Source organism: Tenacibaculum gallaicum, from assembly GCF_003387615.1.
GTDB lineage: Bacteria > Bacteroidota > Bacteroidia > Flavobacteriales > Flavobacteriaceae > Polaribacter > Polaribacter gallaicus.
This window is the reverse complement of sequence record NZ_QUNS01000001.1, coordinates 829658-852314: the sequence shown is the minus strand read 5'-3', so window position 1 is coordinate 852314 and position 22657 is coordinate 829658. Positions and strand designations below refer to the sequence as shown.

Sequence of the window (22657 nt, the reverse complement as noted above, 5' to 3'; positions counted from 1 at the left end):
AAAATCGTTCTAAAATTCAACATTTGAACTAAAAAAGCCAACCGCACAAACAGCACATTTATTTTTTTTGCCAACGCGAAATACCAACGCTAAAAAAATAAAAGAGCTGTTTTTCGCCAACGCTCGAAAAAAATGATACATTAGGAAAATGCAAACTGAAGAAGAAATCCTAAAAATAAAAAAAGTAAAAAACACCGCAGTCAGAACTGTGGTTTTACGACATCTTTTGAGCCAAGAAAAAGCCCAATCTTTAAAAGATATTGAAAACGCATTGGCATATACTGACAGAAGTTCGATTTTCAGAACGCTGAAAACATTTGAGGAAAACAAAGTTATCCACAGCATTGAAGATGGTTCTGGAATGACCAAATATGCGGTTTGTGCCAAAGGCTGTAACTGCGACCCAAAGGATTTGCACTATCATTTTTACTGTACAAACTGCGATAAAACATTCTGCCTTTTCGATGTTCCAATTCCTCAAATTGAACTTCCTCAAAACTTCAAACTACAACAAGCTAATATGGTTGTAAAAGGCTTGTGCGACAACTGCAACAAGTAATCTTTGCAATCGAGTTGCAGTAAAAGGAATTTACATTTGCACTATTCTTAAAAACAGAATTAGCAGATGACAAAAGCATTTTTAACTTCATTTTTCTTCGTTATATCATTTATTTCTTTCGCACAGAACAGCGACATTTCTATTTTCATTACAGATTCGGAAACCAACGAACCATTACTTGGAGCAACAGTTTATTTCGAGGAGCTTGAAAAAGGAGCGGTAACAAATTTTGACGGAATTGCCACATTTACGGAAATCCCTAACGGCAACCAAACCATAAAAATTTCATACGTAGGTTTCAAAACCATAGAAACAACTATTGTAGTCGGCACAAAAAAAACGTTCACTTTCAAACTTGAATCTGGAGGAAATGAATTGGACGAAGTAGTCATACAATCTTCAAGAAGTACACGAACTGTTAGAAAAATTCCAACTCGAATTGAATTTATCGGAGCGGAGGAATTAAGCGAAAAAGCAGTAATGAACCCAACCAATATTTCAATGGTACTTCGAGAAAGTACAGGAATACAGATGCAACAAACTTCGTTAAGTAGCGGAAATACCAACATTAGAATTCAAGGTCTCGATGGACGCTATACACAACTTTTGAAAGATGGATTTCCACTTTATGGCGGTTTTTCCAGCGGTTTGAGTATTTTACAAATTCCGCCATTGGACTTAAAACAATTTGAAATAATAAAAGGAAGTTCATCAACGATTTATGGTGGTGGAGCGATTGCAGGTTTGATAAATATGGTTTCCAAAACACCAGACGAAGAACCTGCTTTGGATATTATGTTGACACAAACCCAAGCTCTGGGAAGTACAGCAAATGTATTTTACAGCAAACGGAATGAAAAATTTGGTGTTTCACTTTATGGTTCAGGTCATTATCAAAAAGCGTATGACCCAGAAGATGATGACTTTAGTAACTTGCCAAAAACAACTTCGATTTCATTCAACCCAAAGTTCTTTTATTATCCATCGGAAAAAACAACATTTTGGTTTGGCTTAAACGGAACGTATGACGACAGAATTGGTGGCGACATCACAAAAATTGAAAGTGGCGAAAATGGCGTCCATCAATATACCGAAGAAAACGTATCGAAAAGATTGAGCAGTCAAGCGGTTTACGAAACTCAAATAGATTCCGTCAGTTCATTAACTATCAAAAATAGTATCTCGTTCTTCGACAGAGAACTGACCATTCCCGATTTTACATTTGACGGTAAACAAACCAATACATTCACGGAAATAAACTATCAAAAGTCAGCCAATAAAACTGATTGGATTTTTGGTGCAAACCTATATACTTCTGATTTTGATGAAAATGATAATGCAACTTTGCAACGCGACCAAACGGATATAACTTATGGAGCATTTGTAAATAACATTTATGACATTTCGGATAATTGGATTTTGGAAACAGGATTCAGAACAGATTACAATACCGATTTTGGCTTTTTCCCGCTTCCACGAGTTTCATTGCTATACAAAAACGATAGCGGATTTTCCAGCAGAATTGGTGGTGGTTTAGGTTACAAAATTCCAGATATTTTTACAGAAGAGGCGGAATTTATCAATTTTGAAAATGTACTTGGTATTGATAAATCTTCACTAAATGCGGAACGTTCTTACGGTGTAAATCTTGACTTCAACTATCAAACACGTTTATTTGAAACAATTGGTTTTTCTATTAATCAACTGTTTTATGTAACTGCGATTAATGATGCATTACTGTTAAATTCAACTGATAATGGATTTTTCCAATTTGAGAATGCAACAGATGAAATTTTGAGCAAAGGTGCTGAAACAAACATCAAGTTTACCTATAAAGATTTTCGTTGGTTCTTGAATTATGCACTCATTGACACAAAATTGAATTATTTGGCTGGAAATCCACAAAAACCGCTAACTGCAAAACACAACGCAGGAAGTGTTTTGATGTACGAATCTGAAAAATGGCGAATCGGTTACGAAACGTTTTACACAGGAAAACAATTTTTGTCTAATGGAACAGAAACAACCGACTTCATAACAATGGGTTTTGTGGCAATGCGAAATTTTAAATGGGGAACAACGTTTGTGAATTTTGAAAACTTTACGGACAGAAGACAAAGCAGGTTTTCGCCATTGGTTTTGCCACCACACGACAATCCAGAATTTTCCGAAATTTATGCACCAACAGACGGTTTTATATTTAGCGTTGGAGTAATAATCAAACCTTTTGGAAACGAAGATGACGACTAAAATGAACAAAACGATATTTGAAATCAGTAAGATGGATTGTCCTTCCGAGGAAAATCTTATACGAATGAAATTGGATGGAATCCAAGAAATCAAAAATCTCGATTTTGACATTCCCAACCGAAAATTGACCATTTTTCACGATGGTCATAACGACCAAATTGAAAAGTCAATTATCGAATTAAAATTAGGCGGAAAGAAAATCTCGACCGAAGAAACCAACAAAAAAGATTTTGTAGAAAACACCAACCAAAAAAAGCTACTTTGGATTGTACTGGCGATAAATTTTGTCTTCTTCATTATCGAAATGACCACAGGGCTCATCTCGAAATCAATGGGATTGGTTGCCGATAGTTTGGATATGCTTGCCGACAGTTTTGTTTACGGAATTAGCTTGTTTGCGGTTGGCGGAACGTTGATTAAGAAAAAACGGATTGCAAAAATTGCAGGCTATTTTCAGATAACACTTGCGATTATCGGATTTGTGGAAGTGTTGAGAAGATTTTTTGGAGCCGAGAAACTTCCCGATTTTTCAACGATGATTATCGTTTCGATTTTAGCACTTATCGCAAACGGAATTTGTCTTTACATTTTGCAAAAGTCAAAGAGCAAAGAAGAGGCACATATGAAAGCGAGTATGATTTTTACTTCCAATGACGTGATTATCAATTTGGGAGTAATAATCGCAGGAATTTTAGTGAATTGGCTAAATTCCAACAAACCTGATTTGATTATCGGAACAATCGTTTTTATAGTGGTAATACAAGGTGCATTTCGGATTTTGAAATTAAGTAAGTAATCGGAATTGCCAACGCTGAAAGCCATACACATTTACAGTCGCTCAAGCCATCGCACCACCAAAACTGTAAAAGAATATGTCTTGCCAACGCTCAATTTAGAACTAAATAACAAACATCGGAAAACCAAGCAAAACGTGAAAAGCACTATGCACAACAATGTATATAAAACATAGCTATTACAGGCTTTTCGAGAGGTTTTTGCTTCTCTATTAAGTCCACCAAATTTTTATTTTTGTATATTTAAAAAATTAAAGATAAATAGAAAAAATAAAAATTTGGCTCGTGTATAATCCGAAAAGTTAGTGTTTATTTATACGCTACGTTTCATATACTAGACCGTTACCTGCAAGCTGAAATCACAACTATGTTCAACATTTTCAAAAAGAAAGAAAAATCAGTTAATCAAGCTGAAATAAAACCTAAAACGATCCTCTGCATTCCTGGAAATTGGAATGATAGAACAGAAATAGTAACTGCAATTGCAGAAAACAATATGAATGATTTCATTTTTGCTGGAATGGTTCTTTTGAACTTAAAGACCAATAAAGGATTTGAATTGGAAATATACGAAAGAGATGACAGAATGAAAGATTCCTTCAAATTTGCAGGAATGGTAAATCGAATTCCAGAAGATTTTTTAGAAAAAATCGACAAGCACAAATTCGTTGTTTATCTCTCAGCAGAAACTGGAGATTTGAAATCGGCTAAAGAAATTGCAGAAGCAGGAAATGCGATATTAAAATCGGGCGGAACGGGAATTAAAGTAGAAACAACTGGAAAAGCGTTTACAAAAGAACATTGGACTGAATTATTAACCGATTTTAAAGAGTCTAATCTCTATCAAATGTATGTGTTGGATTCAATAAGTGATGGAAAGGGAACAACCTATACTTGTGGAATGCACAACTTAGGGCTTAAGGACAGCATTGTTTACAACGAAGAGTTCCAAGAATCAGTAAATCTACTTTCTGTTTTTGGATATTACCAACTTATAGACAAACCTAAAATTCAATCAGGACAGACATTTAGCACAGATATGGATTCGCCAGTTTTTGAAATTAATGAAGAAAGAAACCAACCGAATATTGGAGACGAACTTTTTGAAAATCCTTATGGAATGTGGAAATTGGAAAGAAAAGCCAGCAGGTAACAATGTATAACCGCAATTACGGCGGACAGGAAAAACAACCACTCAATACACTAATAAACAGATTAATAAAATTTAAAGGGTAATCAAAAAGGGAAAGTAATTAATCATAAATATTTTTTTGCAGTATTTGCAAAATTTCATTTTATCCCCAAAAATAAATTTTCAAATGTGCTTCTAAATATTTCTGGTTTTTTGTAAAACAAATAGTTTTTCTACTTAATCGTTTTATATGTGTTCTTAAATTTAAATTCATTCGCTCAATTCTATTAGTACAATACTGAAATCGCTTATGAATTTCTTTGGGAATTAAACTTGGGTAAATATTCAATTTATCGGTGTAAACTTTACTCGGTTGAAGTAAGAGAATTTTATTAATTAAAGGTTTTATTGTTTCTTTTGATTTTCTACCCACATAGAAGTCTATAATACTTTTTGTTTCTCTTTCTAACACATAGGTTATCCAAGTAACATTTTTCTTGTTACCAATAAAACTCCACATTTCATCAATTTCAAATTTGCGCCCAAACTTGTTAAAATACGGTGTTTTTACCTGTTTACTTATTTTTAAAACTCTTGATAAAACAGTTTTACTAGAAATGTTGAGTATTCGACTAATACTTCTGATTCCACAACCTTCTTTAAGTAATTTTTTTATGAAATCATTTGTTTCTGTTTTGTATGCTTGATATCTATAATCTGATTGAAAATATTTTTTGCAATTTTTACAGTAAAACCGCTGCTTATTATTTTGTAATCCCTTTCTAATAGAATTGGAAGCATTACACTTTGTACAATTCATAGCTTTTTTAAGCGCTAATTTACTACATGAAGCAGAAATAAGCCTAGATTTAATAGTTTCTAACGATTTTTTACTATTTCAAATAGCAAAAGATACCGTTCTTTTTAGAACGGCATCTTTTATTTAACTTCTTGATTTTTAAATAAAATCAAACCTTATTTTCAATAAGCACTATTTTACTACACTACCAACATTAATAATGAATATAAAAAAGACTATATATTTATATACCATGATACTTTTCAACTTCTTTAATCATCATTTTTTAGGTAATTTAAAAATCTTGCAAATACAACTTTCTCTTTTAGAATCACTCATTAATTAAAATCCCTTTTTTATAATATTCTCTATGGGTTTCATTACCTTTTTCATCATAAAATATCCAATAGTCATTTATAAAAAGATAACCTCTTACCTCCATAATCCATTATATTTTCAGTCTGTCCCTGATTAAGTTTATATTATATACTTAATCGTCTATAAACTCTCCTTCTTTGTAGTTATTTTTTTTTATCAAACTCCCTTGTTCATTATATAAACACCATTCACCTTCTTTTTTACCATTTTCATAATTACCTTCTTCTTTTAAAACCCCTGTAGAGTAATTAAAATCTTTATATTTACCATTACCTTTTGAGCCAAATGTAGTTTTATATAATAATTGTCCTTTGGCATTATAAACCCTATATCTGCCTATGATTAAACCATTATTATAATTTATAGTTTTTACTAATTTATTTTTATAAGTAACTTTCCAAAGCCCATTTTTATAACCTTTATTAAAGAAGCCTTTCTCTATTATTCCTATAGACTTACCTTTAAAATGTGAGCCAAAATCATAATCATTACCCTCACTATGTATTGTAGGAACAGTATCTATTATAGTTTCTCTTACTTCTGTATGTATAATTATTTTATATTCTCTATCATATAACTTCCTTTTATCAACGTGACTATAATAATTTTTCCCACTTCTAACCTCCTTTTTTAACTCTAGAGAATTTAAGAGTACTGCTGGAGGTTTTATTTTTTCTGGAGTTTGACCTAAAATATTATAACACAGAAATAAAAATAATATTAGTGTTGAGTTTTTCATTATCTTTTATTGTAAAATTTAATCATATCATCCTGCATTGCTTTCCATTGGTATCTCCAAAAAGACTTCCTAACATTACTATAATCCATAATGTTCTCAGTTTTAGTTTTTTCAAAAATATATGGATTTCTATAATAAGTATTTAAATACGATCTAATAACTCTATAACCTTCCTTATAACTTGCCCATTCTCTTGCTATCTCACTTTTACTAGTTCCTTTTTTTATTAATGAATTAAAATAATCATCAATTTCTTTTATGTATTTATTATACTCGAAAACCTTATTTTTATCAGCCTTTTTCTGAAATGAATGTGTAAGTCCCAAAACGTGAGAGATTTCATGAGAAAAACTTGTCTTATCCCATAAGTTAGATTGATAAATGACTAATCTTTTAGCATCTATTTCACTTATCTCTCCTTCTCCTCCTGCACCTCCTTTACGTAATGGAGATAAGAACAAAACTAAACCTCTCTTTTTAGCTTGAATAGGGTGTTGATTTTTAAATTCGTCATGTAATTTCTCTAATATTTCGGTATCTTTGAAAATACACCCTTCATCTATAATTAAATTATCATCTATCCATTTATCTTCATCTATAATTAAATCATAAACCTTGCCAATATTACATTGCAATAACGCTTGATTTAATGAATTTTTGTTTAGATAATTTTCTAGATTTTTTAAATCAGCGGTTAAATCAGTGCCTTTATCACCCCATCCTTTTACTTTTTCTTTAACTCCATTTTTTGTTATTACTCCTTCTATATCAATCTGTTTTTCAATAATGTCAATATCTGTTTGTTTAGATATACTTCTTAAAATACGTACAGGAATAATATTAAAATGCAATTGCTCATGATTTGCATTCTTAACCACACTAATCGCTCCTACCTTTTCATCATTCTTATCTAACAAGTCAATCATTACATCATGACTCAAAGGCGAATTACAAATAATTTTTATTTGCTTACTCTCAACCTCATTTACTTTTATTTGTTCAGGTTCAAAACGTATACCATCTTTTTTAGGTAGTTTAATTATATCAACGTCTGTTGCTGTTCCTTCTAATATCTCAACTTCTAATTTAAGTTTTACATCTTCCTGTTGAGGAAACATACTTAACCAAGGTACAAAGTAATCTTTATCATGAATTTTAGTTGGAGTATATTCTTTCTTTAACTTTTCGTAATCTTTACATATAGTTTGATAATCATCCCTCATCCAATCAAAACCAAACTCTCCTTTGTAACTATCTAGCCTTCTTAAATTTGCTATAAACTTTAATGCTGGTCTTACTTTTGGAAAAGTAATTTCCATTGTATTTCCTTTACCACTATCAAAAGAAGCTATTCCTTTGTACGTTCTTTCCTTTTCTTTAGTCATTTTTATTTACTTTTTCTTCAATAGCTATTAATTCTAATTTTGTTTGTTTCCCTGTGATTGAAACGTTTTTCAAAATATCGTTTTCTAATACTTTATTTTGGTATTTATAATTTAGGTTATCGTCTTTTAAATCAATGGTTATTGTTTCTCCCTCTGCATTTTCTGTTTCTATAACTAAGATAACTTTTTCATTTATCTCAATATCATCCTGTTGTATTCGTTCTCCGTTCTTATTCTCAAAAAAATACCTTTTAAATCTTGGCATAATATCTTCTTTCGCTTTATAAGGAGTATCTTCTATAGGCGATATAAAACTCTCTTGCCATGGTTTTATATAACGAGTTCGGCTTTTTCTACGCCAATCGGTACTATTATTAAAAAAACGATAATCTTGCATTGCAGGCGATATGGTTAAGGTAACCTGCATACCTTTTTGATTATCAAAAACCTCATGGTAGTTTATAAGTACACCGTCTTGAAAGTTGTATTGGAATAGTTCTACTCCGTCAAAATCATCTTCATAAAAAACTACTTTACCATCTCTTAATAGATAAAGATTAAAAGGGTGACGTATTTTTTTATTGTCTTTTCTATCCGCTATGATCCATTCAATAAAGGTATCATCGTACATTTCTGGTTTAAAAGTAACGGTAAAAGTACCTCCCATTAGGGCTGATGTAGGTTTGCCGTTCCAATCAGTAAGTCGAATGTAATTTAAACTGGTAGCAATTAATTCTCGCTCCTCTCCACATACAAAGAGCTTCGCTTTTATGTTCATAGATATATTTTGAAGGGTTAACAATTTTTGACCCTAAATATATAAAAACATTTAGAAAAATAAGCAGATAGTTTTCTGACTTTTAAGCTATTTACTATAAGACATTGTATTTTAAGTGCAACTAATCATTTTTATACGAAACTTGTACGTACATAAATAATATTGTGTACTTAACAAGTTACTAAGTAGTACTTGTCTTTTTACTTCTTTACTTCAATTTTTGAGTACTTGATTAGTTTTATCAGGAAAAATAAGGGTATTAACAAGTTAATTTTGTTGCCTTATAATTAGAAATTTATTTTATGACCTTTTCACTCGTAGTTTTTTTACTTCTTCAATCGTAAGACCTGTGTTTTTAGCAATTAACTCATTATCAAGACCACTTCTTTTAAAAGCTTTAGCTATCTCAATATTTCTATTTTTCTCAATTATTTTAGACATCTCCTTTTTTATCTGTTCTTCTAAAACATATTTAGGCACATATTTAGTACTTTTTGCCAGCTCTTGCAAAAGACCATTATCGGCAAAACTCAAATAACTTTTATCAGAGATAATTAAGTGATCTATTACATGGGTATTTACTATAATACCAACCTGTATCAACCTATCTGTAAGGTTTTTGTCATTGTCTGATGGAGTTAATTCACCACTTGGATGGTTGTGGCACAATATAATTTTAACAGCTCTTTTTTGCAACGCAAAGCTAAATACCTCCATAGGTTCTACCAAGGTTGCATTGACAGTTCCTAAACTTATTAATTCAATAAAAAGAATACGGTTGTTATTTGCTAAACCAATAACCCAAAAATGCTCACGATTTTGGTCTATTTTATTATCTCTTAATAAAATGCGCTGCATAATTCCGTAAATATCGTCGGAATTTAAGATTTTTATCTTCTCTTGTTCTGTCAATTTTATATCCATAAAAACAAAAATAAGATTTTATTTTGTTTCTTTTTACTGTAAATTATGTTCATTAATTAAATATTGTGTATAATAGTGCCATTCTTATCACAAGAATTAGTTATTGCTCTTTTTTTTGCGTTTTTATTGCGTCTCTTAAAACTATATAATTCAACACAATTAAATAGTTTTATTTCTGATAATCAAAAAGAACTTTTAAAAAACACTCCTTGATTTAATTTAAAAAATATAAAGCTACTTAAAGTTTAAACTTATCTTTAAATTTCATTTCAATTAACAATCTTTGCGTTTCTTGAATTTGTAATAACACTTTTTCTATATCCCCTTTCGTAGCAGGCAAAGAATTAGGGTTTAATATTTTTTTTAGACCATAAACAGCAGTTTCTGAAATTAAATTACTCGCAACTGTATTTGTTATACTTTTTGTGTCAAATATTTTTTTCTCTTTTTGTATTAGACTCTCTAACTTTGGGTTTGACTTATTAGTTAAAAGCTGCTTTTCTTTTTTGACTTTGATTGCTCCTAATTTGTTAGTAGGCTTTTTATATCCTCCTGAAACATACTCATATTTATTTCTTTTGTAACAAGCCATAGTTCTACAACTTGAACTACAATACTTTTGATTTCTTCTTTTTCTTTTAAATACTTCACCACAATTTTCACAATTTATCTTCATTTTAATCAATTTTAGCATCCTAAAACGTTAAATTTTATTGAATTTAACGTTTTCTGAAATGAGTAAAAAAATAAAGACTTAATTTTTCAATAAGTCTTTATTTTAAATTACTTCTTGTTAAAAACATTCTTTAGTAAGTATTGAGTTGCTTCTTCTTTTGTTAAGACAGGGGTATTACGTTTCCTTGCCTTATGCATATTCAAACGAAATTCTTTTTGTAGCATTTCAAACAACAATTTTTGCTCTTCTTTTGGAAGAGCTTTTGCTACTTGATATACTACTTGTGCGTTCAATACTTTTATTGCTTTAACAGAGTTAAAGGCAATAATAACAACTCTACAAATAGGTGAAATCAGTTACGTTAGGTTACGCCACTTTACGCAAGGTTAAGTAAAGATAAACTACTTTTCGACACTTTTAAAATCGGCTAGTATAGATTATTTTATTAAAGAAGAATAATCTTTCGGTAATTCAGCATCTATATCTCTTAAGTATTTTTCTAATGCACTAATTGTTGTATGACCTGTAATCAACATTAACTTACTTTTAGTTTCAAATGGAGAATTTGTCTTACGAAATTCTCTATATAGTTTTGTGATAAAAGTATGTCTAAAACTATACAAACCATACTCTTTACCTAGTTTAAAGTGATCTTTTATATTTTTAAACCTTTTGGTAAAATGGTCTCTTTTATTTTCTTCTTCAATATCCCAATCTCCTCCTATTATGTTTTGAGTAAATAAAAAAGAGTTTGGTTTTTTATTTGATAAATCTGGTAATTGTTCTAGTAAAATTTCTGGTATAATCTTAATTTTAACAGGGCTGTTTTTGGCTTTTACATATAGTTTTTTATCTTCAATATCTATATCTTCTACTTTTAACCTACATACTTCAATTGGGCGTAAAAAATTATACGATATAAATTGAATAAATAATAGTAAGTGTTTGTCATTTTCTTTTAAATAACTATAAATATCTTCCTGTAGTTTTGGTGAATAGGTTTTATTTCTCGTAGGTGTAGATTTTAATACATTAATCTTTTTCACAAAGTTTTCTGTGATAAGTTCATTGTCTTCTAAAATTTGAAATAAAGAAGCTATATCAGTACGGGTGTTATTCCTATTTCTTGCACTTGAACTTTGTAAAACTTCATTCAAATACTCTATAATAAGTTTCTTATCAATAGTAAGTATCGATTGTTTTTCGTACCCTCTCTTTTTTAACCATTTCGAAAAACGTTTGATTCTACTTTTATATTTAGTAAATGAATTTTTATTCATTAACTTTTCTTTCAATTTCAAACCTATTTCAAAAGCTTCTAATATTGATTTCTCTACTAATTCATTGGTATTAAAACTATTTTGCGTTTTTTGCACTTTTTGCGCTTGTGCAATATTTGAAGATTGCGTTTTACTAGCATCACCGAAAAGTTCAGCTTCTAGCTCTGAATTATCTATATATGGATTAAATCCTGCTTGTAATAACTCTAGCAACGCTTTTTGCATTGTTCGTAAGAATGTAATTCGTTCTTGCTTTGTCTTTAATTTATTAACTCCTGCCTTAATATGCGGCTGCCTTTGTAATTTTTGAGTTTTAGGGTTTCTATAAGAATAATATACAAACCAATCCTTTTTTAATGCAATTTCTTTTTCAGATTTTGTCAGCTTCGACCACTCTGAAATTCGTACTCCACCTGTATATATTTTAGGCTCTGAAAAATTCAATTTCATATTAAAAACGTTTACGCTAGCGTTTACGGTACGTAAAAGTAAGAAAGATAAAGACATAAAAAAACGGATTGTGGTAAACAATCCGTTGATTTAACAAGCTTTAGCTTAGTAGCGGGAACAGGACTCGAACCTGTGACCTTCGGGTTATGAGCCCGACGAGCTACCTACTGCTCTATCCCGCGATTTTCGATTGCAAATATACGTTTTTTTCTTTGTTCTATCCAAATAAAAAGCTAATAATTCTTGCTTTGATTCTAAATATGGGGTTCCTCCCTAACAAACTAAATAAAAAACAACATTAACCCGAAAACACAAGACATCAATCTAAGTGTAAAGGAACATAGTTCTAAAAAAACATCAAGAAACTATAATTCCAGAATAAAAACAGGTCTCTTGGAAATATGATAAAGGATATTTATGACTAGGTTATACTCAAACCACAGAAGAAAAAGTCAATGCTAGTACTAATACAATTATTCAACAGGAATGTAACCAAACGGGAACAAATAGAGGTATATTTAAGCTTTCTAAGATTTGAAATAAAACTCATAAGAAATATGTTTAAGCACTAAAACATATCTACAATGGATTTCTAATTACAAAATGTATAGTATATGTGATCAAAAAAGAATCAAATCGAAAAAACTATGATTCTATATCTATTACAAAAAAAGCTTTCGATTTCTCGAAAGCTTTTGCTTAGTAGCGGGAACTGGACTCGAACCAGTGACCTTCGGGTTATGAGCCCGACGAGCTACCTACTGCTCTATCCCGCGATTTGCGGTTGCAAATATACATTCTTTTTCTTGTTCTACCCAAATAAAAAGTATTTATTTTTCATATAAGTATATTTACCTAAAATAACAAGTCTATAAAAAATAAATACTTCTTACATAAAACAACCTATCTTTGCATCATGACACATAAAGCAGGATTTGTAAATATTATTGGAAACCCAAACGTAGGAAAATCTACCTTGATGAATGCCCTAGTTGGAGAAAAGCTGTCAATCATTACTTCGAAAGCACAAACTACTAGGCACCGTATTTTAGGTATTGTTAATGGAGAGGATTATCAAATTGTTTTTTCTGATACTCCAGGGATCATAAAACCTGCTTATGAGTTACAAGAATCTATGATGGATTTTGTAAAGTCTGCTTTTGAAGATGCTGACGTACTTATTTATATGGTAGAAGTTGGTGAAACTGTTTTAAAGGATGAAGCTTTTTTCAACAAAATTATTCAAAGTAAAATTCCAGTAATTTTATTATTGAACAAAATAGACAAATCTTCACAGGAAGAAGTAGAAGCAAAAATTGAATATTGGAAAAAGAAAGTTCCTAACTCGTTCGTATATGTTATTTCTGCTTTAGAGAAATTCAATGTAGATACCGTTTTTTACAAAATCATCGAACTACTTCCTGATGCTCCTCCTTTTTATCCAAAAGATCAGTTAACAGATAAACCTGAACGTTTTTTTGTGAACGAAAAAATTCGCGAAAAAATCCTTCAGCATTATAAAAAAGAAATTCCTTATTCAGTAGAAGTAGAAACTGAAAGTTTTGTTGAAGAAGACAATATTATTAAAATTCGATCTGTAATCATGGTAGAACGTGATACCCAAAAAGGAATTATTATTGGACACAAAGGAAGCGCCATTAAACGTGTAGGAACAGAGGCCCGTAAAGACTTACAACAATTCTTTGATAAAAAAGTTTTTTTAGACTTATATGTAAAAATCAATAAAAACTGGCGTTCTAATGACCGTCAATTAAAACGATTCGGATACAAAGATTAATCTCTTTTAATTGTTTGCAACAATTGTTTGGTATATTCTTTCAACTCATCCATTTGTTTTTTTCCTGTTGATTTACCTAAACTACCAACCAAATATAACGCAACCCAGACAATGGGTAAAACAACTAACATCACCACTGGCAGCATTGTTACTTTTTTTAACGACCAGTTGCTATATGCTATAATGGCAAAAATTATAAAAGCCGTACCTACCAAAAAGTGCAAAAACATAAAAAAAGTCCAAACTTGTGGTTTTGGACCAAACAATCCTTTAATCTTTGACGAAGTATCTGATACCTCTTCTATTTCTATATGTAATTGAGGTGACCATAAATGAGCTTCTTTTTCTGGTACATCAATCACTACATGATTATCTACAACCTTCATTTTATACTTGGAAACATCGTTTAAGTGCTTCTTTACCTCTTCTAACAAAACCTGAGAGCTTATTTCATATTCTAATTGAAAACGAGGTTTTAAAAAAACCTGATTGTACAATCTATCATCCATTAAAATAACATATTAAAAGCCAACAATATAGCAAAAACTATATACTATCTAAAATTCATCATAAATCACCTACTAATATTGTATCTTTGCACAAATTTTTTGCAAAATGAGTATTATTGCGATTGTAGGAAGACCAAATGTAGGTAAATCCACTTTATTTAACCGACTAGTAAAACGTCGTGAAGCCATTGTTGATTCTGTTAGCGGAGTTACAAGAGACCGCCATTATGGAAAATCTGAATGGAACGGAAAAGAATTTTCTGTAATCGATACAGGTGGTTATATTGTTGGTTCTGATGATATTTTTGAAGGAGAAATACGTAAACAAGTTCAGTTGGCTATTGACGAAGCTGATATTATTGTTTTTGTAGTTGATGTTGAGCAAGGTATTACACCCATGGATGCTGAAGTTGCTAAAATTTTACGTCAAGTTGAAAAACCGCTATTTATGGCAGTTAATAAGGTTGATAACGCAATGCGTGATGCCGATGCTGTAGAGTTTTACAACCTTGGTTTAGGAAATTATTATACTATCTCTTCTATCAATGGAAGTGGAACAGGAGAATTACTAGACGCCATAGCACTGGAAATCCATAAACCTGATGAAGATGAGGATAAAGAAGATGAATTACCTCGTTTTGCTGTAGTTGGTCGACCTAATGCAGGAAAATCATCGTTTATCAATGCTCTAATTGGTGAAGACAGAAACATTGTTACCAATATTGCAGGAACTACTCGAGACTCTATCGACACAAAATATAACCGTTTTGGATTTGAATTCAATTTAGTTGATACAGCTGGAATTAGAAAAAAATCGAAAGTAAAAGAAGATTTAGAATTCTACTCGGTAATGAGAGCTGTTCGTGCAGTTGAACATTGTGATGTAGCTATATTAGTTATTGATGCTACTCGTGACTTTGAAGGACAAGACGAAAAAATATTTTGGTTAGCAGAGAAAAACCGAAAAGGAGTTATTATTTTAGTAAACAAATGGGATTTAGTTGAAAAAGAAACCAATACCATGCGTGATTTTGAAGCCAAAGTTCGTCAAGCAATTGCTCCTTTTACCGATGTTCCAATTGTATTTATTTCTGCATTAACTAAACAACGTATTTTTAAAGCTATTGAAACTGCTGTTGAAGTTTTTGAAAACAGAAAACGTCGTATTCAAACAAGTAAGTTAAACGAAACCATGTTAGAGATTATGGAACATAATCCGCCTCCAGCAACAAAGGGTAAATTCATAAAAATAAAATACTGTATGCAATTACCAACGCATACACCTCAGTTTGCTTTCTTTGCTAATTTACCTCAGTATATTAGAGACCCTTATAAGCGTTATATCGAAAATCAGTTACGCGAACATTATAACTTTAACGGGGTTCCAATTAGTATCTATTTCAGACAAAAGTAAGTTTAACAATATTTAACTTTTAGAAAGTAGTTTTTTCTCTTTATTTGTAGCTCTTTGAAAATCATATTGCTATAAACAATGAAAAAACTACTTTTTATTTTTGCCCTATTACTTACCAGTTCAATTTTTGCTCAATCTTATCAGTTTAAAATAACTGGTACGATTAACTCTGAAAAAGATAAAACTGTCATAGATGCAGCAACAGTTCATCTAGAAAAAGCTAAAGACAGTTCTATTGTTACCTATACTATTTCTAACGACAAAGGAAAATTTTCTCTAGAAGGAAAATCTTTCAGCAAAGACGTAAAACTTTTTATTTCTTATGTTGGAATGGATAGCTACTCCAAATCAATACAACTAAACAAAACTTCTAACCTTGATTTAGGCACAATTTTATTAAAAGAGGAAAGTAACTTACTTAGCGAAGTAGTTATTCAGTCACGAGCACCAATCACTGTTAAAAAAGACACTTTAGAATTTAATGTAAAATCTTTTAAAACTAAGAAAGATGCTAACGTTGAAGATCTTTTAAAAAAACTACCTGGTGTTGAAGTGGATGAAGATGGTAAAATTACGGTAAACGGAAAAGAAGTTAATAAAATTTTGGTTAACGGTAAACCTTTCTTCGGAAACGACCCAAGCATTACTACTAAAAACCTGACAAAAGATATTATTGAAAAAATTCAAATTACAGATACTAAATCTAAATCAGAAGCTTTTACTGGTGAAAAAGGAGACGCTAACAACAAAACCATTAACCTAACCATTAAAAAAGAAAATAATAAAGGTTGGTTTGGTAGAGTATCTGGTGGTACAGGCACCGATAAACGTTTTGAAGGAGCTGCAATGGTTAACCGATTTGACAACAATCAACGATTTAGTGTATTAGCCAGTACTAACAACATAAATTCTCCAGGGTTTAGCTTTGGAGAAATTCAAAAAATGTTTGGTGGCGGTGGTAATATTTGGATAGGTGGAAACGGTGGTTTTAATATTAATGGAAGAAGTTTTGGAGGTGGTAGCGGTATTATAAAATCAAAAACTGCTGGAGCAACGTATGCTGATGAATTTGGTAAGGGGTTAGATGTAAATGCCAACTATTTTTACTCTGGAAGTACTTCAAACAACGAATCAAAAAGGAACAGAGAATATACGCTTCCCGATAGAAAATATTTTTCTAATTCAACTACTACTTCAGATGATGAAAATCACAATCATAGTTTTGATACTGATTTTGACATTGAAATAGATTCTACATTTTTAATCAACATTAAACCTAGTTTTGTATTTAATAAAAGAGAAGGAAGCAGTCGTAGACAAGAAGAGTCTTTAGATGAAGACAATACACTTACCAATAATTACATGAGCTCTGCTTACTCTAAATCGGAAGCAAACAATTTTCAAAATAGATTAGATATTACTAAAAAATTAGGAGCTAAAGGTTCGTTTATTAAAGCCTCTGTAACCAACCGTATAGATAAAGCAGATACTGAAGAGGTTAATAAATCTACTATTGAAACTTTTGGAAGCAACCCTAATATCGAAAATAGAGATCAAAAGAGTACTATTGAAAACAACTTAATGGGGCTCACCACACACTTAACCTATCGTTTTCCTTTAATTGCTAAAAAATTCTTTTTAGACACCAAATATCGTTACCAACGTGATGAACGAAAAAACAAAGAAAACACCTTTGATTTCAATTCAACAACACAGCAATATAGTAATTTTAACACTGATTTAAGTTCTGATTTTACATACAACGACATTACTAAGACTCCATCGTTAGAACTGATATATAGAACCAAAAAGTGGCGATTAAATTTTGGGACTGGTTTTGTAAATAGAACCTTAGAAAACAATGACAAATTACGTCCTGAGTTAAGCTTAAAAAAAGAATATAACAATTTGGATTTAGATGCTAGTTTCAGATATAGATTTGACTCTAAAGCTTCTGTTTATTTTGACTATCGTTTAAATAACAATGCGCCTAGTATTAACCAAATTCAACCTTTTTCTGATGTAACCAATCCTTCTAATATTGTTACAGGTAATCCAAATTTAAAACCAGCTCAAAATCACAGAGCATATATTAACTTTAACAAATTTAACTGGCAGGCTCGTACTGGATTTTGGTTTTATATAAGTGGTACTCTTTATGAAAATCAAGTAATAACAAATACCTCTATTGACGACGATTTAGTTAGAAAAACCTCTTACGAAAACAATGATGGTGGTTATGATTTATGGGGTGGTGGTAGTTATACAAAAAAAGTAAGGCTAGACTCTATTGCTAGTATTAAATTTAGAGCAGGTGGAAACATTAGTTCCAGTAAAAACTTTAATATTTTAAATAACGTAAAGGAAGGAGCTAAAACAACTTCCTTAACCCCAAATTTTGGAATCACTTTAGAATGGGATAAACTGGCTTCTATAGAAACACAGTATCGTATTTCTTTTTCAAACACGAAGTATGATGTTAACCAAAATCAAAACCAAGACTTCACTAGACATTCTGTTAATATAAGAACTAAAACAAATATTCCTAAAAAGTTAGAATGGAGAAATGACATTCGTTATACATATAATCCCAATGTGATTGGGTTTAACAAAGCTGCTTGGTTTTGGAATGCTACTCTCGCCTACTCTATCTTAAAAGATCAAGGTACTATTAGCTTAAAAGCGTATGATTTACTGAATCAAAACACCAACGCTCAACGTAGAGCTACTTCAAACTATATAGAAGACTCTGAAAGTACTGTATTACAACAATATTTTATGCTTGGGTTTAGTTGGAAGTTTAATAGTTTAGGTAAAAAAGGAAAAGTTCGAGAGTACGGTTTAGCTTTCTAAAAACACCAGTAGTTATAAACATCTTTCTTATTTCTTTATCTTTAAAAATGCAAGGAACACCTATAATAACCTCAATTATGGTATTAGGAAATCTTTATTTGCTTATTTGGCATTATAAAAACTATAAAACATTATTTATAAAGCCTATATAATTAACTTTTAATATTCTAAGAACTACTATTTTTTGAAAGGGAGTAGTAATAAAAACGACTGATTACTTACAATTTTGTAAATTTGTATTGATTCATTTTTTTTACTCTATGAACATAAGACGAACAAAAGACATTCAAAATCTAGAACTTCCTTTTAAACTTAAAATAAGTTTTGAGAAGATTGTTTCTTTATTTCAAAAATATGCAGCTAAAGAGTATGAAAACCACCCCTACCATGAATCTTCTATTAACATAGTTCGAGAAGCAAAAAAAGCTCCTGAGTTAATTGATGGTTTTTCTGATGAATCTGTATTAGAAAAACACAGAAATACTATTGAATTGTTACTAGAGCCCTTATTTCCTGAATTATTATTAGAAAATGAAATTAAAGCAGTAAGCATTCCTTTTACATTTACTTCTTTCAAGTTTACAACTCGATTTGAAAAAATTTTACAAAACGCTGGAGAAGACTACGAGTTAAAAGTTCGAAGTTTTGAAAACGACTTGATGTATAAATATGCTTGTAGTATCATATTAACTGATGTATACAACTACTCTATTGATATAAAGCGTCCCTTTTATTTTGATATTCCTGATAAAACAACCAACACTATAAAAAAATATCGTGCGGCTTTTAATGCTGATTTTATGGAGATTTACCCAACCGAAAATGCTCCTAAAATCACGGAAGATGACATTAAGTTTTTACTCGATAATTTTGATGACATTGATGTTTGGAAAGAAAAATTCCCTCCTAAATCCTATATCTTTAAGGGCTTTGGAATAATGAATTTATTTGATGTAACAACAGATGAAATTATTTCAGAAATAAGAACTAGTCTTATAAAAAAAGACGATGACTTAGTTCACACACTACAAGAAATATTCCGCAGATTCTTTGGAATAAATGATTTATCCCTAGGATTTTCTATTTTTGAAACCGATTCAAACAACTTTAATTCTTCACATATAAATAAGGAAGAAAGCCTTGTTCTAAATTATGAAAAAGATGTTTCTTGCGATTGCATTTTTTGTAATTATATTTTAGAAAAACTTTTTATAAATAACGAAACTCTTGCTATTTCTGATGTAGAAAAATATGGTAAGCAAACCGAAAACAAGAATTTTTACCAACGATTAAAAGACAAAAATATTGGTAGCATTATTTTAGTTCCAATTCTAGCTTCAACTAGGGGGAGTTTAGCAATTATAGAATTCGCTTCGCCAAGACCTTTTGAACTAAACTCTATCAATCAAAATAAATTACAAGACTTAATTCCACTGTTTAAAATTGCGGTAGATCGTTTTTCAGAAGAGCATCAAAACGTATTGGAAGCTACAATTCAAGAAAACTATACTTCCATTCACCCTACTGTAAAGTGGCGTTTTTATGAAGCTGCTGAAAGGTTTCACAGAGAATCATTTGAGGCAAAAGAGAAGGTTAAAATTGAGGATATTATTTTTCCTGATGTACACCCTTTGTATGGTCAATCTGATATTAAAGGTTCATCTATTGCCAGGAATACCGCTATTAAAGAAGACTTAACTACTCAACTCTCTTTAGCAATTTCTGTATTATTGGAAGCATGCAAAATAGAAGCCCTTCCTATTTATAAAGAATTACGATTTAGGGTTGAAGAATATTTATTAGAAGTTAAAAAAGGATTAAAAGCTGGTGATGAAATAGCTATTTTAGACTTTTTAAAACGTGAAATTTATCCTGTTTTTAATCATATAAAATTGGTTAACGACGACTTAAACTCCTTAGTAGAATCATATATTAATCGTTTAGACCCTAACTTACAAGTAGTATATGAAAAACGAAAAGCTTATGAAGATAGTGTTACTTTACTAAACGATAAACTAGCTTCTTTTATCGACGCTAGACAAGAAGAAGCTCAACAAATGTTCCCTCATTATTTTGAACGTTATAAAACTGATGGTGTTGAGTATAACATGTATATAGGGCAATCGTTAACAAGAGAAAAAAAATACGATGACCTATATCTATACAACCTTAGATTATGGCAACTACAAATAATGTGTGAAATGGAAAATGTAGCTTTAAAAGCTGCTGAAAAAATGGAACATAAACTTAGAGTAGCCTCCTTGGTTTTAGTACACAGTAATCCATTAGCTATAAAGTTCAGAATGGATGAAAAACAGTTTGATGTTGATGGCGCCTACAATATTCGATACGAAATTATTAAAAAACGTATTGACAAAGCTCATATAAAAGGAACCGAAGAACGATTAACTGTTCCTGGTAAAATAGCAATTGTATATTCTCAAGACAAAGATGCCGAAGAGTATTACAAATATATTAAATACTTACAATCTAAAAAGTTACTAGGTAACGTAGAAAAGTTAGATATTGAAGATTTACAAGGTGTTTCTGGATTAAAAGCTTTGCGTGTAGAAGTCATTTACCACAAAAACTTTAATACCCAAAAAACAATGACCATTGATGAGCTTATCCAAGAATTTAAGTAAAAACTACTATAACAATACTGAAACTATATCTCCTACTTTAGATGCTTGTTCTTGCATATAAAATGCAATTGCAAAAGCTATTACACTTACTAAAATACCAATCATAAAAACGGTATAGGTAACTCGTAATAACTTGTATTTTCTATTTAAAACCAATCCTAAGAAATATAAATCTTTGGTAAGTGAACCATATAAATAATCACGATCTTGCATCATCTCACTCATTCCCCATTCAAAATCTGGCAACTTCATTTGATGAAAATTTCCAAAGAATAATAAGTTTACTTTTTTGTTAGCCACATCTTCTTTTGTAAACTTTCCTTCGGTAACGTTTGGTCTAGTTGCTAAAATTGATAGTACAATTGATATTACTGTAAAAAGCACAAAAATTATGGTCGGAGTTATTAAATAATGATTTGACGGATTATCTAACTTTGGAATTAACGTTGACAATGTCATTGAAATAATAATTGCGTTTACCGATAGTAAAATATTTGCCTTTGTATCTGCAATATCACTTAACGTAATATGGTTACGAAGTGCCACACGAAACATTGTTTCAATACCTCTCTCAGGTAGTTCAATCTTGTTTTTTTTATATGCTAACTCTTCTTTTTTCTGTTTCAATTTAGCGGTTTCTTGTACCTCTTTTTGTTTTCTCTTTAAAAGTTGAGCTATATTTTTACTTTTTTGTTTTTCCCAAAGCTTAGACGCTTTGCTTGTATAAAAACGATGTATTGTTAAAAACTCAAGATTAGCATCATCCCATTCAACAGTTTTAATTTTTTTATTACATACTAGCTCTCTTTCCTTACGTAATAATTCACTAAAGTCTGTATAATTTTTACTTCCTACATGAGAACAATCAGCATCCTTCAAAACCTTTTCTAATTCTCTTTGAGGTTTTGCTCCTATTTTAGTTGAAGCTATTAACCTAGACACTTCATCAATAACACTTCCTGATGCTTCTTTAGTCTTTAAAAACTCTGTTGCTATTTTTATACTCTCCTCTTCATGATTTTCAGGGTTAACTGTATATCCAACATCATGAAACCATGCTGCTAATGTTAAAATTTGTTGCTGCTCTTCTGAGAAGCTTTCTCCTTCAATTAATTCAAGTGACTTCTCAACCACTCGTTGAGTATGAGCTATATTATGATATACAAAGTTTTTATCTAAATTCTCATTTAATAAATCAATTACAAACTGCTCTGTTTCTTGTATCAAACTGTTCATGAAAAAGGTTTTTGCTAAAATAATAAATTATTAACCAGTATTAATTTTTAATAAAGTG

18 protein-coding genes and 2 tRNA genes are annotated in these 22657 nt (G+C 30.7%); 8 read left to right on the top strand and 12 right to left on the bottom strand.

The features are described 5' to 3' along the window. The first annotated feature begins 148 nt into the window (after nucleotides 1–148). From C7448_RS03980 to C7448_RS03965, 4 genes are all read left to right on the top strand, one after another. The gene (locus C7448_RS03980; RefSeq protein ID WP_047788656.1) at nucleotides 149–559 is read left to right on the top strand and encodes a Fur family transcriptional regulator; all 411 of its coding nucleotides are present in this window, start codon (nucleotides 149–151) and stop codon (nucleotides 557–559) included. A gap of 66 nt (nucleotides 560–625) precedes the next feature. After that, nucleotides 626–2809, top strand: coding sequence for a TonB-dependent receptor (locus tag C7448_RS03975; RefSeq protein ID WP_115900037.1), 2184 nt, complete (start codon nucleotides 626–628; stop codon nucleotides 2807–2809). 1 nt (nucleotide 2810) lies between these two features. Beyond that, nucleotides 2811–3605, top strand: coding sequence for a cation transporter (locus C7448_RS03970; RefSeq protein WP_047788692.1), 795 nt, complete (start codon nucleotides 2811–2813; stop codon nucleotides 3603–3605). Nucleotides 3606–3970: 365 nt separating this feature from the next. After that, complete coding sequence (locus C7448_RS03965) at nucleotides 3971–4756, top strand: DUF4261 domain-containing protein (RefSeq protein ID WP_047788658.1); 786 nt, start codon at nucleotides 3971–3973, stop codon at nucleotides 4754–4756. A 142-nt stretch (nucleotides 4757–4898) separates the two neighbouring features. On the opposite strand, the gene C7448_RS03960 is transcribed toward C7448_RS03965, so the two are convergent. The 10 genes from C7448_RS03960 to C7448_RS03915 form a co-directional block, all read right to left on the bottom strand. Then, nucleotides 4899–5555 carry an IS1 family transposase gene (locus C7448_RS03960; protein ID WP_115900036.1) on the bottom strand — a complete coding sequence of 219 codons (657 nt, stop codon included), beginning with the start codon at nucleotides 5553–5555 and terminating at the stop codon, nucleotides 4899–4901. Nucleotides 5556–6024: 469 nt separating this feature from the next. Then, nucleotides 6025–6651 carry a toxin-antitoxin system YwqK family antitoxin gene (locus C7448_RS03955; protein ID WP_115900035.1) on the bottom strand — a complete coding sequence of 209 codons (627 nt, stop codon included), beginning with the start codon at nucleotides 6649–6651 and terminating at the stop codon, nucleotides 6025–6027. Next, the gene (locus C7448_RS03950; protein ID WP_115900034.1) at nucleotides 6651–8036 is read right to left on the bottom strand and encodes a hypothetical protein; all 1386 of its coding nucleotides are present in this window, start codon (nucleotides 8034–8036) and stop codon (nucleotides 6651–6653) included. Before C7448_RS03950 ends, C7448_RS03955 begins: the two co-directional genes overlap by 1 nt. Then, nucleotides 8029–8814: a type VI secretion system tube protein TssD gene (tssD, locus tag C7448_RS03945; RefSeq protein WP_115900033.1), complete on the bottom strand. Its 786-nt coding sequence runs from the start codon at nucleotides 8812–8814 to the stop codon at nucleotides 8029–8031. Before tssD ends, C7448_RS03950 begins: the two co-directional genes overlap by 8 nt. Before the next feature lie 300 nt (nucleotides 8815–9114). Continuing rightward, nucleotides 9115–9738, bottom strand: a complete 624-nt coding sequence (locus C7448_RS03940) for a JAB domain-containing protein (RefSeq protein ID WP_115900032.1) — start codon at nucleotides 9736–9738, stop codon at nucleotides 9115–9117. Between the two features lie 238 nt (nucleotides 9739–9976). Next, nucleotides 9977–10414, bottom strand: coding sequence for a hypothetical protein (locus C7448_RS03935; RefSeq protein WP_115900031.1), 438 nt, complete (start codon nucleotides 10412–10414; stop codon nucleotides 9977–9979). 107 nt (nucleotides 10415–10521) lie between these two features. Next, on the bottom strand, nucleotides 10522–10707 hold the full coding sequence (locus C7448_RS03930; RefSeq protein WP_115900030.1) for a hypothetical protein: 186 nt from the start codon (nucleotides 10705–10707) through the stop codon (nucleotides 10522–10524). A gap of 144 nt (nucleotides 10708–10851) precedes the next feature. Continuing rightward, the gene (locus tag C7448_RS03925) at nucleotides 10852–12144 is read right to left on the bottom strand and encodes a tyrosine-type recombinase/integrase (RefSeq protein WP_245939425.1); all 1293 of its coding nucleotides are present in this window, start codon (nucleotides 12142–12144) and stop codon (nucleotides 10852–10854) included. A 109-nt stretch (nucleotides 12145–12253) separates the two neighbouring features. Beyond that, nucleotides 12254–12326, bottom strand: a tRNA-Met gene (locus C7448_RS03920). Nucleotides 12327–12847: 521 nt separating this feature from the next. Then, a tRNA-Met gene (locus C7448_RS03915) sits at nucleotides 12848–12920 on the bottom strand. A 140-nt stretch (nucleotides 12921–13060) separates the two neighbouring features. Between C7448_RS03915 and era the strand changes: the two genes are divergently transcribed. Continuing rightward, a complete protein-coding gene (gene era / locus C7448_RS03910; protein WP_115900028.1) occupies nucleotides 13061–13942 on the top strand; it encodes a GTPase Era in 882 nt (293 codons plus the stop codon). Here the strand turns inward: era and C7448_RS03905 are convergent. Then, the gene (locus tag C7448_RS03905) at nucleotides 13939–14451 is read right to left on the bottom strand and encodes an ABC transporter ATP-binding protein (RefSeq protein WP_115900027.1); all 513 of its coding nucleotides are present in this window, start codon (nucleotides 14449–14451) and stop codon (nucleotides 13939–13941) included. The genes era and C7448_RS03905 overlap by 4 nt on opposite strands. A 106-nt stretch (nucleotides 14452–14557) precedes the next feature. On the opposite strand from C7448_RS03905, the gene der reads away from it, so the two are divergent. The 3 genes from der (at nucleotide 14558) to C7448_RS03890 (ending at nucleotide 21363) form a co-directional block, all read left to right on the top strand. Further along, the gene (gene der / locus C7448_RS03900) at nucleotides 14558–15865 is read left to right on the top strand and encodes a ribosome biogenesis GTPase Der (protein ID WP_115900026.1); all 1308 of its coding nucleotides are present in this window, start codon (nucleotides 14558–14560) and stop codon (nucleotides 15863–15865) included. A 78-nt stretch (nucleotides 15866–15943) separates the two neighbouring features. Next, nucleotides 15944–18718 (top strand): outer membrane beta-barrel protein, encoded by a 2775-nt coding sequence (locus C7448_RS03895; RefSeq protein WP_115900025.1) that lies wholly within the window; start codon nucleotides 15944–15946, stop codon nucleotides 18716–18718. A 260-nt stretch (nucleotides 18719–18978) separates the two neighbouring features. After that, nucleotides 18979–21363, top strand: coding sequence for a GAF domain-containing protein (locus C7448_RS03890; RefSeq protein WP_115900024.1), 2385 nt, complete (start codon nucleotides 18979–18981; stop codon nucleotides 21361–21363). Between the two features lie 6 nt (nucleotides 21364–21369). On the opposite strand, the gene C7448_RS03885 is transcribed toward C7448_RS03890, so the two are convergent. Further along, the gene (locus C7448_RS03885; RefSeq protein WP_115900023.1) at nucleotides 21370–22599 is read right to left on the bottom strand and encodes a Pycsar system effector family protein; all 1230 of its coding nucleotides are present in this window, start codon (nucleotides 22597–22599) and stop codon (nucleotides 21370–21372) included. Nucleotides 22600–22657: the final 58 nt, after the last annotated feature.